Below are 14,021 nucleotides of genomic sequence, written 5' to 3' on the forward strand. Positions count from 1 at the left end.
TATCGTTTATTTTTTTTTTTTCTTTTCTTTTTGTTCATCTATTTTTTTGTTCCTGCCCCACCCCGGCCGTGGGGCCCCCCGCGCGGCCCCCCCCACACGGCCCGTTGGCCGTAATCCGGCGTACCCGATATTTCGGCTGACCTGCGCATGCAACCGGCGGCAGGGGCACATAGTCCTACCCGGTATGAAACGACTACTGAACCTACGCCTGCGGCGGCCCCGCACGGGCCGCAGAGCGGGCGCGGCGCTCGCCCTGGCGGCGCTGACCGTGCCGCTGACGGTGGCCTTCAGCTCGCCCGCCCCGGCCGCCGCCGCCTCCCCGTGCACCGCGTACCGCGGTCCGTATCAGAAGCAGGCCGAGAAGTTCCTCGGGCTCCGGGCGGACGGCCGGCAGACACCGTCCGACTGCCGCGCGATCCGCGCCTTCCAGACCAGCCACGGCATCACCCCGAACATCGGCTACGCCGGGCCCATCACCTGGGGCGTCATGCGCGTCGTCGCCCGGCAGAAGGCGGCCGGGCACCAGCCCAACAAGGCCCGCAAGTGCCCCCGGAACAAAGGGCGAATAGCCTGCGTCGACCTGACCCGCCAGATCAGCTGGATCCAGGACGGATCGAAGCTGGTGTTCGGCCCGGTGCCGATCCGTACCGGCCGCAACGGTTTCGAGACCCGTACGGGCGCCAAGAGGATCTACTGGCGCCATCTGCACCATGTGTCGACGCTCTACGACGTGCCCATGCCGTACAGCCAGTTCTTCGACGGTGGCCAGGCGTTCCACTCCATCAGCGGCAGCGTCTGGTCGGCCCCCGGCTCGCACGGCTGCGTCAATATGCGCAGCAAGGACGCCAAGAAGTACTGGTCCCTGCTCAGGAACGGTGACGACGTCCACGTCTTTGGCCGCAAGCCCGGCACCTGAGACCGAGCGCCCGGTGGCGGGAGGCCACCGGGCGGAACCAGGCCCTTCGCGGTCAGCGGGCCAGCAGGTTGTACAGCGCCATCGGTGTCACATAGCCGGGCCAGCGGCCATCGGCGAAGAGGTGCACCCCGGCGTCCAGGTAGCACTGGTCGACGAGCTGGGAGCAGATCATGTGGCGGGTGCTGGCCACGTAGCGGCGCAGTCCGGGGAGGGGCAGACGGAAGCGGTGCGCGGCGATCGCGGCGTAGTCGAGGAAGCTGTAGGGCACCCCGATGTACCGGGTGGACGCTTCGCAGATGGCGGTGCGCTGCTGCCAGGTGAGGCGTTTCGGACAGACGTAGAGCACATCGGTGCCGGTGTAGCCGGAGAGGGAGCTGATGCGGGCCCCGCCCGGCACGGCCTCCAGCAGCTGTTCGTCGGGCAGGACCAGGAAGACGTGTTGGTAGTCGGCGAAGCCGTCCTTGTTGATCCACTGTCCGAGGCGGATCAACTGACCGGTCACGCCGGAGATTTGGGTGAGTCCGATGTCGCCGGGCAGGGGATGGGTGTGCTTCATGAGCAGCTCCCAGGGGGCGCAAAGGCGGATTACCCCGGGTGATACCCGCTGTTCGGCCGCGCGCACCTCCTCACGCCCGCCGCACCACCAGCTCCACGTTCCGGTCCACCGCGCGGCCCGCCATCTCCTCGTGCACACCGCCCGGCAAACCGGCGGCCACGAGCCCGGGAGCGTTGTACGCCACCTCGCGGTAGAGGGAGGCGAGGCCCACGGCCGACAGGTCGTCGAAGTCCGTGCGGTGCGGGGCGGCGGATTCGATGAGGGTGGCGAACAGGGACAGGGTGCCGTCGTGGTTGTCGGCGAGTTCGATGAGGCGGGCGTGCTGCGGATAGTCCACGTGGGAGGCGGTGTTGACCTCCCAGAAGGAACGGGCGGCCGTGGGGTGGGGGTGAGGCGTGATCTGGTTGATGTGACTGTGGCCGTTGATCCAGGCGACCACGTTCGGGAACCGGCCGAGCAGCGCGATGAGTTCCTCGCCGTCGTGCCGCCGCTCCTCCGTGCGTGCCGCGTCCGGGCGCCGCGTCATGCTGGGGCTGTGGTGGTGGCTGAAGACCAGGATGTGCGCATCGTCGGCCCCGGTATTGCGCACCGGCCGCCCGTCCGCGTCGTAGAAGCGGGCACTGTGCGCCGCCAACGTCCGCTCCAGCCAGGCGAGTTGCTCGCTCCCCAGCGACCCTTCGAAGTGACCGCTGCGGTAGGTGGTGTCGATGCTGATGCCGAGGACGCCGTCCGCGACGGGGAACGCGTAGTACATCCGCTCGCCGTCCAGGTGGTTCTCGGTGTACCCGTGCCCGACGGGTCCCGCTCCGGCGACGGCCGGGTCCAGGTGCGCGCGCAGATACTCGTCCGGTGCGACCATGCGCCGGCGCTCGTCGGGGGTCACGGTCCGCGCTCGGCGGGCGTTTTGGCGCAGAATCTCCTTGAGCACGGTGCTCTTGGGGTCGCCGCCGCTCTTCAGCACGCGGGCGAGGGCGGCCACCTCCGTATCCGGTACGGAGAACAGCTTGCGCGCCCCGGTCACGTAGTCCCGCAGCACGGGGTCCTGCGGTGACAGACAGCCGCCGGGCAGGTCGTCGTGGTTGCCGGGCGTCGAGTACCAGGGAATACGCAGTCCGGGGCTGACCACCGGGCGCAGTGCGGCGTCCAGATAGCCGGGTATCTGCGGCAGGCCGCGCCGCGTGTCCTGGTCGCGCAGGCTGCCGTCCGGGTGCCAGTACAGCGCCAGGCCGGAGTTCTGCACGCCTTCGTACGAGGCCGGGTCGCCGGTGTTGGGCGTGATCCGGCCGCCGCTCATGAGGGTGAGAAACCACTCCAGCTCCATCGCCGAGTGGTTGTCGATGTTGTCCCCCGTGGACATGACGAACGCCGGCGGGCGGCCCGTGTGGGGCCCGTGGGCGAGGGCATTGACCTGCTCCACCAGCGAGACCGAGCCCGCTACCGACAGCGCCTCCTGCGCCCGCCACGACCCCGCCGACCGGGCCCGCAGGAATTCCGTACGCAGCGGGCTCTGCACGTCCGCCACATGCAGATCGGTGAACTGGACGAAACAGGCCAGAGCGGTGCGCCGGTCCTGGCGTCCGGGCCGGGCGGCCGCGAGCGCGTCCCGGACGACCACCGGCCAGCCGGGGCCCGGGACGATGCGCCGGTAGCCGCTGCCGCGGGCGAGGCGCGCGGTCGTCTCGAGGGTCGTGGTCCCGTACGGTGCCGCGCGGCCGGCGGCCGGGCGGGCCGGGGGCGGCGGGGCGGGGGTGGCGTGCACGGGCGGGGTGTCCGCGGCGGCGCTGCTGCGGCGCTGACCGGGGAGCGCCCATGTGGCGCCCACCCCGGCGCATGCGGCGCCGGAAGTGAAGAGGAATCGACGACGGTTGGTGGTGGTTTCGCTACCGGCCATGAGGCCCTCCGTGCCGTGCGGGCGGGCCGGCACGGCGGTGTCACCAAGCGGAACATCTCCTTCCGTCAGGGTGCGCGGAGAGCATGGCCGGAAATTGAACGGGGCCGGAAGGGGCCCTACCCATCACCTGAAGGTAGGGGCCGGCGAGGAGCCGGCCCCGTCGCTGCCGCCGGTCTCAGACCCGGGCGGAGAAAGGGCACTCCCAGTCGGCCGGCTTGCGGCGGCCCGAGTAACGCCGGGCCTCGGAGAGTTTCTCGTACTCCACGAGATTGGGGTTGATATTGCCCTGCAGCTCGATGTCCTGCTTGCGTATCTTCTCCTGCAGCCGGTCCCACAGCCCGGCGGCCTTGATCCGGTCGAACTGGGCGTGGGAATTGAACGCCAGCATCGGGAACGGCGGGCGGCGGCCGATCCGGCTGTGCGTCTCGTGCAGGCCGATCACAAAGAACGGATGCCCGGCGACGCTGTACGCGAAGGCGCCGGACGACGCGTCGTGGTCGTAGCCGTCGGCCCAGGCGTGCGTCCGGCTGTCGTGATCGTGCACGGCCTGCAGCTGCTCCCACATCAGCCGCTCGAACTCGATCTCCGACAGCATCAGGGGACCCGAGAAGGTGGCCACGAAGCTGGTGAAGGGCTTGGCGTCCCAGTCCACCGCCTCGACGTAGGCCTGCAGGTCAGCGGCCATCTGCTCGGCCGACCCGTCATCTCCGAACCACGTGTAGTGGTGATGGGTGATCCCACCCTGTCGCCACGCCGAGCGGCCTGCCAGGCAAGGAAACGAGTCGCCGAGCAGGAACTGCCCGACTTCAGTGGCGGCGGAGGCGTGAACCGTCATGTTCGCGAGACCTTAGACCTTTGTTCGGGGGACAGAACCCGTGGGGGGGACCCCGGCAGTCAAGATCGGACATGGCCCTTTCGTCAAGCCAGGACGGCCATGTACCTGCCACGGCGAGCCTGACGGCCGCTGCCGGCCGGACGGCTGTCACGGGAACGCCAGGCCGCCGAAGGGCCCGGGGAGGCAGCCGTACGCCGTCCCGGTACGTGTTTCGGGCCGGTCATGTCGTGTAGTCCGCATTGATCCGGATGTAGCCGGCGGACAGGTCGCAGCCGTAGACCGTCGCCTCGGCGCGACCGAGGCCGAGCGTGACGGTGATGTCGACCTCGGGCTGCCGCATGATGTCGGTGAGCTTGGCGAGGGTGTCCGGTGCGGGTTCTTCCGGGTACACCTCGACATCGCCGAACGCGACCGTGACGCGCTCCGGCGTGATGGCACCGTCGTCGGTGTTCTTGCCGATGGCCATCACGACCCGTCCCCAGTTGGGATCGGCTCCATGGACCGCCGTCTTGACCAGCGGAGAATTCACCACGCTCTTGGCGATGCGCCGGGCCTGCGCCTGATCGTGCGCCCCGGCGACGGTGACGCGCAGGAGCTTTGTGGCGCCCTCCCCGTCGCGCGCGAGCTGCGTGGTCAGGTCCAGGCACAGCTCGGCGAGGGCCGCGGAGAATTCCGACGGGTCGACCGGCCCGGCCGCGCCGTTGGCGATCACCGCCACCGTGTCGGAAGTGGAGGTGTCGGTGTCGACGCTCAGGCAGTTGAACGTCCGGTCGACGGCCGTCCGCAGCGCACTGTCCAGGTCCGATGCCGAAATCTCGGCGTCGGTGAAGAGATACGCCAGCATCGTGGCCATATCCGGCTCCAGCATCCCGACGCCCTTCGCGATGCCGACGATCCGGGCCGCTCCGACGGTACGGACAGCGGTTTTCGGGCGGGTATCGGTGGTCATCATCGCGCGCGCCACGTCCAGCGGCCCGGCCCCGAATGCCTCCGGGCCGCGCTCGGCCGTCCCGTCGAAGTGCGTACGGAGGGCGTCCATCGGCAGGGGGCGTCCGATGACGCCGGTGGACCCGATGAGCACCTCGTCCTCCGCGACACCCAGAATCCCGGCGACCCGGCCGACCACCTCGGCGGCGTTCGCCTCGCCCTGCCGCCCAGTGGCGACATTCGCGTTCTGCGCCAGCGTGGTCACGGCCCGCAGATTCCGCCCTGCGGCATGCGCCCGGCTGAGGATCACGGCCGGCCCCGCGAAGAGGCTCTTGGTGAACATGGCGGCGCTGGCGGAGGGACGGTCCGACGCCACGATGGATACGTCGTCACCGTGGTCGCGCAGACCGCCGTGCCCGGTGTAGGCATGGAATCCGGTGGGCCATGCCAGGGGCTCCGGCTCTCCGGGGGCTGGTGCAGATGCCGATGCTGGTGCTCGCACCGATGATGCATTGATATGTGTCATGCCGAATATATTTGCAGAGGTGGGCAACGGCTGTCCAGGAGCTGGCGGTTGGCGGTTGCACGTCTTCGGAAGGGGCGCCGTCGGCCCCGATGCCGTCGCCGAGGTCGCCGACGCGATCTGGCGGTTCCGCGGAGGGCCCGGGTTGTCACGGCCGCGGGCCCCCTACCGCCCAGACGTACAGCCGCCCAACCGGCAAGCGGCGGGCGGCTGTACGGCAACGAGAACCCTGTCTCTCTTCTCTCTCCCTGCTCCCTCTCCCTGATCTATTGCTGCTCGACGAGGGCGATTGCCCCCGCGGGACACAGCCCGGCCGCCTCGCGGACGGCCGCATGGTGCTGCTGTGGCGGCTGCGGGGCGATTAACAGCACCCGGCCGTCCTCGCTGTCCTGATCGAACACCTCGGGAGCGGTCAGTGCGCACATCCCTGCGCCGCAGCAGCGCTCGCGGTCGACGCTGAGTTTCACCGGCCCGCCTCCTGGTCCCAAGTGACCGGAAGCTGGTGCACGCCGTAGATGTTCGACCGGGTCCGCAGCGGCACGTCCTCGGGCGCGACGGCCAGGCGCAGCGTCGGGAACCGGGTGAGGAGTGCGGGGAAGGCGACACGCATCTCGACGCGCGCCAGCTGCTGCCCCAGGCACTGGTGCGCGCCATGTCCGAAGCTCAGCTGCCCGGTGGCCTTCCGGTGCACGTCGAGAGTGTCGGGGGCGGGGAACCGCTGCGGGTCACGGTTGGCGGCCTGGAGCGAGAGGGTGACCGTCTCGCCGGCCCTGATCAGGTGACCGTCCACCTCTACATCTTCCAGCGCCGCCCGGATCCCGGGGTCGGCGATGGTCAGATAGCGCATCAGCTCCTCGACGGCCTGGTCGGCGAGGCCCGGATCGTTGCGCAGGGCGGCGAGCTGGTCCGGGTTGCTCAGCAGCGCGAAGGTGCCGAGCGCGAGCATGTTGGCGGTGGTGTCGAGGCCGGCGCCCAGCAGGAAGGTTCCGACACCGGCAAGCTCCTCATCGCTGAGTCCGCCGTCCTGTGCCAGGTCGCTGAGCAGGTCGTCGGTGGGCTCGGCGCGCTTGGCCAGTACCAACCCGTGAATGATCTCCTGGATCGCGGTGTAGGCGGCCACCTGATCCTCCATGGAGGTGCTCTGGTCGGTCACCGTGGCCGTATGGCGCTGGAAGACGTCCCGGTCGGCGGTGGGCACACCCAGGAGTTCGCAGATCATCAGCGCGGGGACGGGCTGGGCGAAAGCCGTCACCAGGTCCACCGGGCCACCCTGGCGCTCCATGGCGTCGAGGTGCTCGGTGGTGATCTCCTCGACGCGTGCGGTCAGTTCACGCATCCGGCGGACGGTGAACTTGCCCATGAGCAGCCGCCGGTAGCGGGTGTGCTCGGGTGCGTCGATGCCGCTCATGTCGCCGGTCGGCGCCGGCGGAACTTCCGTGGGCCAGCCTGGGAACGGCACGTGAATCAGCTCGTACCGCGAGCTGAACCGGGGGTCGGCCAATATCGCGCGGACCACGGAGTGCCCGGTGGCCAGCCAGCCCTGGTGCCCGTCGGGGTAGTCCATCCGGCGCAGCGGCTGCTCCTCGCGCAGCTGTGCCAGTTCGGCGGGCGGATCGAAGGGGCAGCCCGTGTGACGGGTCGTCGGCAGGGTTGTTACCGGCGCTGCGTCCTGGGCGGTCTGCTCGGTCGAGGGTGTCGACGGTTCGTGCTGCATGGTGTCCTCCGGTGCAACGTGAGGTGCGGTGAACTGGCCGCTGTCGTGGCCGTTGGTGGTACGGCTGCCGGTGGCGCGGCCGCCCGTGGCCTGGCCGCCCGTGGCCTGGCCGCCCGTGGCCTGGCCGCCGGTGTGCCGGCTCAGCGCTTGATGCCGCGGTTGAAGGCCGTACGGGCCCACAGGTAGCCGGCCAGGGTGAGGCCGAGGCACCAGGCGAGTGCGATCGGCCCGCTGGTGCCGATCCCGGTCCCCATCAGCAGGCCGCGCAGTGTCTCGATGACGGGGGTGAAGGGCTGGTACTCGGCGAACCAGCGCAGCCCGGTGGGCATCGACTCCGGCGGGACGATGGCGCTGCCGAGGAAGGGCAGGAACGTCAGCGGCATGGGCATGTTGCTGGCGGTTTCGACGTTCTTGGCCACCAGGCCCATCGCGGCCGCCAGCCAGGTGAGCGCCACGATGAGCAGGACGAGGACACCGACGATCGCGAGCCACTCCACAGGGGTGGCGTTGGGCCGGAAGCCCATCAGGAGGGCGACGCCGACAACGAGCGTGATGCTGAGCAGCGTCTGGATGACGCTGCCGACGACATGTCCGGTCAAGAACGCGGCGCGGGAGATCGACATGGTGCGGAACCGGTTGACGATGCCCTCGGTCATGTCGGAGCAGATGCTGATGGCCGTGGACAGCGCTCCGGAGGTGGCGGCCATCAGGATGATGCCGGGCGCGACGTAGTCGATGTACTCGCCGCCGCCGGTGGGCATCCCGCCGATACCGCTCCCCAGGGCGCCGCCGAAGACGTAGTTGAACAGCAGCAGCATCACGAGGGGCATCGCGACGACCGAGACCGTCATCGAGGGATAGCGCAGCGCGTGCTTCAGGTTGCGCCGCAGCATCGTCATCGAGTCTCTGGCGGCGTAGGACATGGTGCTCATCGGGCGTTCTCCTTAGGGGAGTTGATCGCGTCGCCGGACGGCTTCGGCTGTCCGGTGAGGGTGAGGAAGACATCGTCGAGATCGGGGGTGTGCACCGTGAGTGCCTCGGCCTCGATCGACGCGTCGTCCAGGCCGTCGAGGACGGCGCGCAGGGCGGGGATGCCGCCGTCGCTGGGGATGTGCAGGGTGAGGGCCTCGCTGTCGTACGCCGCGGAACCGAAGAGGGCGGCGGCCGATTCGAGCCGGTCCGGGTCGAGGAACCGGAGGCGGATGTGGCCACCGGGGATCAGGCGCTTGAGCTCTTCCGCGGTGCCCTCGGCGACCAGCTTCCCGTGGTCCAACACGGCGATACGGTCGGCGAGTTGGTCGGCCTCCTCCAGGTACTGCGTGGTCAGGAAGATGGTGACGCCGTCGGCGACGAGGCTATGGATGATCTCCCACATGGTGCGGCGGCTGCGCGGGTCGAGTCCGGTGGTCGGCTCGTCGAGGAAGATGATGCGCGGTCTGCCGACCAGGGTCATCGCGAGGTCGAGCTTGCGCCGCATACCGCCCGAGAAGGTCGAGACGGGCTTCTTGGCCGCCTCCGTCAGCTCGAAGCGGCGCAGCAGCTCGGCGGCGCGTCGCCTGCCTTCGCGGCGGGCCAGATGGAGCAGGTCCGCCATGAGGAGCAGGTTCTCCTCGGCGGTGAGCAGGTTGTCCACTGCAGCGAACTGGCCGGTGACGCCGATCGCGGCGCGTACGGCACCGGCCTCGCGGACCAGATCGTGGCCGGCGAGCAGGGCCTGGCCGGAGTCGGCGGGGATGAGGGTGGAGAGGATCTGCACGGTGGTGGTCTTGCCGGCGCCATTGGGCCCGAGCAACGCGTAGATCGTGCCTTCGGGGATGTGCAGGTCGATGCCGTCGAGCACCACCTTGTCGCCGTAGGACTTGGAGAGCCCGGTGACGGTGATCGCCGGTGAGCCGGCTGTCGTGGTCGTGGTCGCCGGTGTGGCCGTAGCCGTCGTGGAAGTCATGGGCATGACAGACCCGTCCTTGTTCTGTTGTCATGGATGGCCGGAGCGGCGGGTCACGTGGTCGGGATCCGCCGGTCACGTGGTCAGGGGCGGCGGATGACGATGTTGCCGACGCCGGTACGGGCGTGCACCTCGACGGTGCTGCCGGAATCGCCGGGCCCCTCGGAGGGCTCGATGGAATTGCGCACCTTGCCGACGCGGGTGTGCACGTCGAGCCAGGCGGCGGTGGGCTCCCGCACGCCGACCTCGATGTCGCCGGCGGCGGCCTGGAGCGTGACCTTGCCGCACTCCACTTCGCCGATCCGGATGGAGCCGTTGGCGCACTTGGCCTCGACCGAGGCATGCGCGACGTCCACGGAGATGTGTCCGTTGGACGCGTTCACCTTCAGTCCGCCGCCGATCTCGCCGATCACGGACTCGCCGTTGAGGTTCTTGACCACCGCGTTGCCCGCGATCTCGCCGATGTCGATCTGGCCCGCCCCGGTGATCTCGGCATCTCCCGTCACGCGGTCCACGCTGATGGCGCCGTGGCCGGTCCGCAGGTTCACGGCTCCCGCCTCGTCGACCCGGATGGTGCCGAGCGACGTCTTGAGTCGGCACTCCCCGAAGCGGCCTTCGCAGATGAGGTCCGCCATCGGCGAGACGCCCAGGACATCCGAGTCGGTGGGCAGCTCGACGGTCACCTCGACCGAGCCGCTCTTGCCGAACAGGGAGCGGCGCTTGAGCCCCTTGACCAGCAACTTCCCGCCCGTGAAGGTGACTTTGGTCTGCTCCGCGGCCCGTACGTCGGCGTCATCGGCGTCATTGCTCGGCAGCACCTCGACGACCGTGTCGGTGCGCTTGCCCGCGATGATCCGGGCGGAGCCGATGTCGAATTCGAGGGTGACGGAGATCGGGTCCGGAGTGTCGAAATTTGGCATGGCTGTCCCGTCCTCTTGGCTGTGGTGTGCATTCCCGCTGGTCAGGCGGGTGCGTGAGCAAGTCGGCAACCGAGTAGGTCGGTAACCGAGTGAGTCGGTAGATGAGTAAGTGCGAGTAAGCAGGTGGGCGCGTGAGCGGGGGAGGAGCGCCGGGCTAACGAACCCAGCCCGTGAAGCCCTGCTGCCCCTTGGGGCGGCGGCCGGTCGGCCGGGCTCGCTCGCCGGGCTGCTCCAGGGCGCCGGCGGCGGCCCGTACCAGCCAGGCGTTGACCGAGAGGCCTTCCTGTCCGGCGGCGTCCTCGACCCGGGTCTTGAGGTGGGCGGGCAGGCGGAAGTTGATCCGCGCCGTACCGCCCTCATCGCCTTCCGGCGCAACGGGCGGCAGGGGCGCCCGCACCTCGCTCGGTGCGCCCTCACCCTCCTCGTAGGCACCCTGCCCCAGCGGTGCCGTCACCACGAACTCGGGGTCAAGCCCCCGCAGCCGTACGTCGACCGAGCCGGGCGCCAGCTCGCGGGTGATCTCGTCCACGGCAACCGACAGCGCGTTCAGCAAGGTGAGCCGGGCCGCCGATTCGAGCGGCGCAGTGAGCCGCTCGGCCAGGGCACGGGCTTCTTTGCCGCCCGCGTCCGCGGCGACCGCGAGTTCGTGACGGAGGTTGTCGACGTAGGGCGTGAGGTCCATGGCCCCATAGTGGCACCACTGTGGCGCCATGGCAAGTCTCAATGGCGCATGAATGGCGCCATGATGGAGTGGGATGCACTCGAAGGGCGTATGCGAGTGTTCGCGGCGGGAGGGCTTACGGGCTGGGAGTGGGGGATGGCGGGGTGTGGGGGCGAGGCGTGACGGTGAGTGCCGGATGCTCGGCCGAAGGGCTGCGGGTGTTGACGCCTGCCCTCTGACCTGCAGTTTTGACGGGTGCGACGGCCTCGGTGCGGGCGACTGCCCAGCGGGAGTGCCTCGGGGGCCGGGCTCGGCGCGCGGGCGTGGTGCCATGATGGCGCCACGCATACTCCGGTGGCGCCGCCGTGGCGCTCGTGGTGCCACATGGCCGCAGAGCCCGAGGCCCGCACGGGGAATGCGCGCGACGGCCGCAGACGAGCACCTCGGCGGCCGGGAAGGCGCTTCGCACCGGCCATCTCCTACGGGCCATCTCCTACGGGCCATCTCCTACGGGGCATCTCGTACGGGTCGTCACCTTCGCCGCCGAGCTGCGCTGCTACGCGCGGGGTGCAGGGCTTCAGGACGGGCACCCCGTGTACCCCCCACTCGCCTGCCGCTGCACGCCCTCAAAAGACTCCCGACCGGCACCTCGGACACCGACTTCCAGTAGGGCGAGGCCGGACCCAAGCCGCCCGGCTCCGGCTACGGTGATCGCCAAGCCGAGTGGCTGGCGCGCACGTTCCGCGCTGCCAGAGGGAGGCGGCTTCGCTGCACGCCGGGCGGCTGGAGACGTCACCGCGGACCCCGCCGCCGAAGTTCGCCGAGGTGGCGAAGTCGTTGCCCTCCGCGACCGAGCCGGCCGGTGAACAGGTAGGCGTGGTCGGCGCCGGCTCTGGCATCCCGGTCTTCGCGCAGGCCGAGGTCGTTTCGGCACCAAAAACGCGCGACCACGCCACTGCCGACCGGCAGTTGGACGAAGGCTCGCCCTTGCCAGGCGCGAGACCTGCCCGGCTGTGGTGGATCGCGCTGTAGGACCATGGTGATGACGCAACCTCGTCAACGGCGAAGGAGCCCAGATGTCCGGAGTTGGTGACAACGTGTCCGAGCCGGCCAGGTGGGACGCCGCATGTCCTACGGATCGGCGGGGACGGATCATCTTCTTGAACGGTACGTCCAGCTCAGGGAAGTCGAGTATCGCCAAGGAACTGCTCAAGATCCTGGACGTGCCGTACTTCCACATGCCCGTGGACGCCTTCCACTCCATGCGGTCCCGCCGTGAGGTCGGCCCGGACGAGCTGAGCCACGTTCTTCGTCGCACCTGGATGGGGTTCCATCGAGCGGTCGCCGGTATGGCCGAGAGTGGCAACAACGTGGTGGTGGACCATGTGCTGAGCGAGCGGTGGCGCCTTCTGGACTGCCTCGGGTTGTTCGTTCCCGGGGACGTTGTCCTGGTCGGTGTGCGCTGTTCGCTCCAGGCGCTGGAACGGCGCGAACGGGAGCGTGGCGACCGCCCCGCGGGCCTCGCGGCCCGCCAATTCGAGCAAGTTCACGCTCACGGCCTGTACGACATCGAGTGCGATACGACCACGGCCGGCGCCGTGGACTGCGCTCAGCGGATCAGGGACTTCCTGCCACGCCAACCAGCTCCTACGGCGTTTGAACAGCTCAGGGGAAAACTCCGCCCCGATCTGCCGAAAGCCGGCTTCGCGCCGGTGTGGTGAGGGCTGGGCACCCGCGACCAGGACCGCTTCGCCTGCCCCGGCGAAGGCGCGGCAGCAGTCCTGCGACGGAACACGGTCGGTGTGATCGGTGTACCGGACGATCGGGCGGATGAACGGCATCGCCCTGCGCAGCGTGGTTGCGGCGGCCTTCGCGGCGCCGTCGAGATGGCCGTCGCGAGGAGGGGAGACATGGCCGGGGGCTCTGGTCCACTTCGTGTGGTCGCGTACACAGGGTGACTGTTGATCTTCGCCTGATGGTGGTTTTTCGTGGTCGTAGGCGGTCAGTGCGCACATGACTGGCTGGCCGCGCATGAACCTGGCTCCCCTCATCAGGCCCCTTGGAATCGATCATCTAGCTAGGCCGGCGCGGTGACTGATGAACAGGAGCGGGTGCAGCCGTCGGGAGTGTGGGCCACGGCGGTGGGGGTGGCCAGGGTGCGGGCGCTGGAGACCGAGCGGGAGAACGCGCTGTTCCGCGACCTGCTGGCACAGGCCTTCGCCACCGCCGGCGGCCTGTGGCCCTCCTCGCCGCCGCTGCCCGATGACGAGGCCGCGCGACGCCGCCGGCTGGCCGTGTCGTACTCCATCGTCATCAGGACGAAGTTCCTCGACGACCTGTTGCAGCAGGCCTCCGCGTCCGGGGTCCGGCAGGTCGTGCTGCTCGGCGCCGGCATGGACAGCCGGGCCTTCCGGATGGACTGGCCCGAGGGCACCCGGCTGTTCGAGGTCGACACCGCCGCGCCACTGGACTTCAAGGCTTCGGTGCTGCGCCAGGAGCGGGCCGTCGCACGCTGCGAGCGGATCACCGTCGCCGTGGATCTGCGTGAGGACTGGCCGGGCGCGCTGGCCGCCGCAGGGCACGACCCGGCCGTGCCGACCGCGTGGATCGCCGAAGGACTACTGATCTATCTGCCCGAGGATGCGGTGGAGCTACTGATGGCCCGGATCAGCACGCAGTCGGCGGCAGGCAGTCGGATGGGGCTGGCGTTGGGCTCGCGCGGCGTGATCGAGCGCTTCGGCGCGGACGCCGCGCCGGGATCGGCGGCGTCCATGTGGGTCTCGGAGATGCCCGACGACCCGGTGGGCTGGCTGGCCGGGCACGGCTGGGAGGCCGACAGCCACACCCTGCGCGAGCGCGCTACCGCCTACGGCCGTCCGATCAGCACCCCGCCGCAGCGCGAGGAGCGGTCCGGCGGACTGATCTCGGCGGTCCGCCGGTAGAGCGCCTCCCGGTTCCCTGGATGATCGATTCCAAGGGGGCCTGATGAGTGGAGCCAGGTTCATGCGCGGCCAGCCAGCCATGCGCGCACTGACCGCCTACGATTCCTAATCTTTTTGTCAAGCGGCGTTCGTGACAGGAGGTATGGGTTCGTAGCACCGTCCGTCGCGCAACAGGGCCCACAGGACGTTGA

Annotated in this window: 14 protein-coding genes; 4 read left to right on the forward strand and 10 right to left on the reverse strand. The window is 69.6% G+C overall.

Features of this window, described 5'->3' with window-relative positions; translation table 11 throughout:
• The first annotated feature begins 184 nt into the window (after window positions 1–184).
• Entirely contained in the window at window positions 185–916 is a 732-nt protein-coding gene (locus AB0D04_RS40230; RefSeq protein WP_362712368.1) for a L,D-transpeptidase, read from the forward strand.
• Between the two features lie 52 nt (window positions 917–968).
• On the opposite strand, the gene AB0D04_RS40235 is transcribed toward AB0D04_RS40230, so the two are convergent.
• The 10 genes from AB0D04_RS40235 to AB0D04_RS40280 all read right to left on the reverse strand — a co-directional run bounded on the left by AB0D04_RS40235 (window position 969) and on the right by AB0D04_RS40280 (window position 10,909).
• Window positions 969–1,472 (reverse strand): hypothetical protein, encoded by a 504-nt coding sequence (locus AB0D04_RS40235; protein ID WP_362712369.1) that lies wholly within the window; start codon window positions 1,470–1,472, stop codon window positions 969–971.
• Between the two features lie 70 nt (window positions 1,473–1,542).
• Entirely contained in the window at window positions 1,543–3,363 is a 1,821-nt protein-coding gene (locus AB0D04_RS40240) for a TIGR03767 family metallophosphoesterase (RefSeq protein ID WP_362712370.1), read from the reverse strand.
• A gap of 175 nt (window positions 3,364–3,538) precedes the next feature.
• The gene (gntA, locus tag AB0D04_RS40245) at window positions 3,539–4,198 is read right to left on the reverse strand and encodes a guanitoxin biosynthesis heme-dependent pre-guanitoxin N-hydroxylase GntA (protein ID WP_362712371.1); all 660 of its coding nucleotides are present in this window, start codon (window positions 4,196–4,198) and stop codon (window positions 3,539–3,541) included.
• A gap of 220 nt (window positions 4,199–4,418) precedes the next feature.
• Complete coding sequence (gene argJ, locus AB0D04_RS40250) at window positions 4,419–5,576, reverse strand: bifunctional glutamate N-acetyltransferase/amino-acid acetyltransferase ArgJ (protein WP_362712378.1); 1,158 nt, start codon at window positions 5,574–5,576, stop codon at window positions 4,419–4,421.
• Between the two features lie 338 nt (window positions 5,577–5,914).
• Window positions 5,915–6,115 carry a ferredoxin gene (locus AB0D04_RS40255; protein ID WP_362712372.1) on the reverse strand — a complete coding sequence of 67 codons (201 nt, stop codon included), beginning with the start codon at window positions 6,113–6,115 and terminating at the stop codon, window positions 5,915–5,917.
• Window positions 6,112–7,362, reverse strand: coding sequence for a cytochrome P450 (locus tag AB0D04_RS40260; RefSeq protein ID WP_362712379.1), 1,251 nt, complete (start codon window positions 7,360–7,362; stop codon window positions 6,112–6,114). Before AB0D04_RS40260 ends, AB0D04_RS40255 begins: the two co-directional genes overlap by 4 nt.
• A gap of 140 nt (window positions 7,363–7,502) precedes the next feature.
• On the reverse strand, window positions 7,503–8,294 hold the full coding sequence (locus AB0D04_RS40265; RefSeq protein WP_362712373.1) for an ABC transporter permease: 792 nt from the start codon (window positions 8,292–8,294) through the stop codon (window positions 7,503–7,505).
• Window positions 8,291–9,307, reverse strand: coding sequence for an ATP-binding cassette domain-containing protein (locus AB0D04_RS40270; RefSeq protein WP_362712380.1), 1,017 nt, complete (start codon window positions 9,305–9,307; stop codon window positions 8,291–8,293). The genes AB0D04_RS40265 and AB0D04_RS40270 overlap by 4 nt, the downstream gene beginning before the upstream one ends.
• 83 nt (window positions 9,308–9,390) lie before the next feature.
• Window positions 9,391–10,227, reverse strand: a complete 837-nt coding sequence (locus tag AB0D04_RS40275; protein ID WP_362712374.1) for a DUF4097 family beta strand repeat-containing protein — start codon at window positions 10,225–10,227, stop codon at window positions 9,391–9,393.
• 154 nt (window positions 10,228–10,381) lie between these two features.
• The gene (locus AB0D04_RS40280) at window positions 10,382–10,909 is read right to left on the reverse strand and encodes a hypothetical protein (protein WP_362712375.1); all 528 of its coding nucleotides are present in this window, start codon (window positions 10,907–10,909) and stop codon (window positions 10,382–10,384) included.
• 702 nt (window positions 10,910–11,611) lie between these two features.
• On the opposite strand from AB0D04_RS40280, the gene AB0D04_RS40285 reads away from it, so the two are divergent.
• The 3 genes from AB0D04_RS40285 to AB0D04_RS40295 all read left to right on the forward strand — a co-directional run bounded on the left by AB0D04_RS40285 (window position 11,612) and on the right by AB0D04_RS40295 (window position 13,830).
• Window positions 11,612–11,920 (forward strand): hypothetical protein, encoded by a 309-nt coding sequence (locus AB0D04_RS40285; protein ID WP_362712376.1) that lies wholly within the window; start codon window positions 11,612–11,614, stop codon window positions 11,918–11,920.
• A gap of 65 nt (window positions 11,921–11,985) precedes the next feature.
• Window positions 11,986–12,609: an AAA family ATPase gene (locus AB0D04_RS40290; protein WP_362712381.1), complete on the forward strand. Its 624-nt coding sequence runs from the start codon at window positions 11,986–11,988 to the stop codon at window positions 12,607–12,609.
• 369 nt (window positions 12,610–12,978) lie between these two features.
• The gene (locus AB0D04_RS40295) at window positions 12,979–13,830 is read left to right on the forward strand and encodes a class I SAM-dependent methyltransferase (RefSeq protein ID WP_362712377.1); all 852 of its coding nucleotides are present in this window, start codon (window positions 12,979–12,981) and stop codon (window positions 13,828–13,830) included.
• The last annotated feature ends 191 nt before the right edge of the window (window positions 13,831–14,021 follow it).

Origin of the sequence: Streptomyces sp. NPDC048483 (genome assembly GCF_040651455.1) — a bacterium.
In the GTDB taxonomy this organism is placed as follows: Bacteria; Actinomycetota; Actinomycetes; order Streptomycetales; family Streptomycetaceae; genus Streptomyces.

Bases quoted from the DNA above. Each gene is read 5' to 3' on its own strand.
- AB0D04_RS40230 (WP_362712368.1), top strand. From the start codon at position 185: ATGAAACGACTACTGAACCTACGCCTGCGGCGGCCCCGCACGGGCCGC.
- AB0D04_RS40235 (WP_362712369.1), bottom strand. From the start codon at position 1,472: ATGAAGCACACCCATCCCCTGCCCGGCGACATCGGACTCACCCAAATC.
- AB0D04_RS40240 (WP_362712370.1), bottom strand. From the start codon at position 3,363: ATGGCCGGTAGCGAAACCACCACCAACCGTCGTCGATTCCTCTTCACT.
- gntA (WP_362712371.1), bottom strand. From the start codon at position 4,198: ATGACGGTTCACGCCTCCGCCGCCACTGAAGTCGGGCAGTTCCTGCTC.
- AB0D04_RS40260 (WP_362712379.1), bottom strand. From the start codon at position 7,362: ATGCAGCACGAACCGTCGACACCCTCGACCGAGCAGACCGCCCAGGAC.
- AB0D04_RS40265 (WP_362712373.1), bottom strand. From the start codon at position 8,294: ATGAGCACCATGTCCTACGCCGCCAGAGACTCGATGACGATGCTGCGG.
- AB0D04_RS40270 (WP_362712380.1), bottom strand. From the start codon at position 9,307: ATGACTTCCACGACGGCTACGGCCACACCGGCGACCACGACCACGACA.
- AB0D04_RS40275 (WP_362712374.1), bottom strand. From the start codon at position 10,227: ATGCCAAATTTCGACACTCCGGACCCGATCTCCGTCACCCTCGAATTC.
- AB0D04_RS40280 (WP_362712375.1), bottom strand. From the start codon at position 10,909: ATGGACCTCACGCCCTACGTCGACAACCTCCGTCACGAACTCGCGGTC.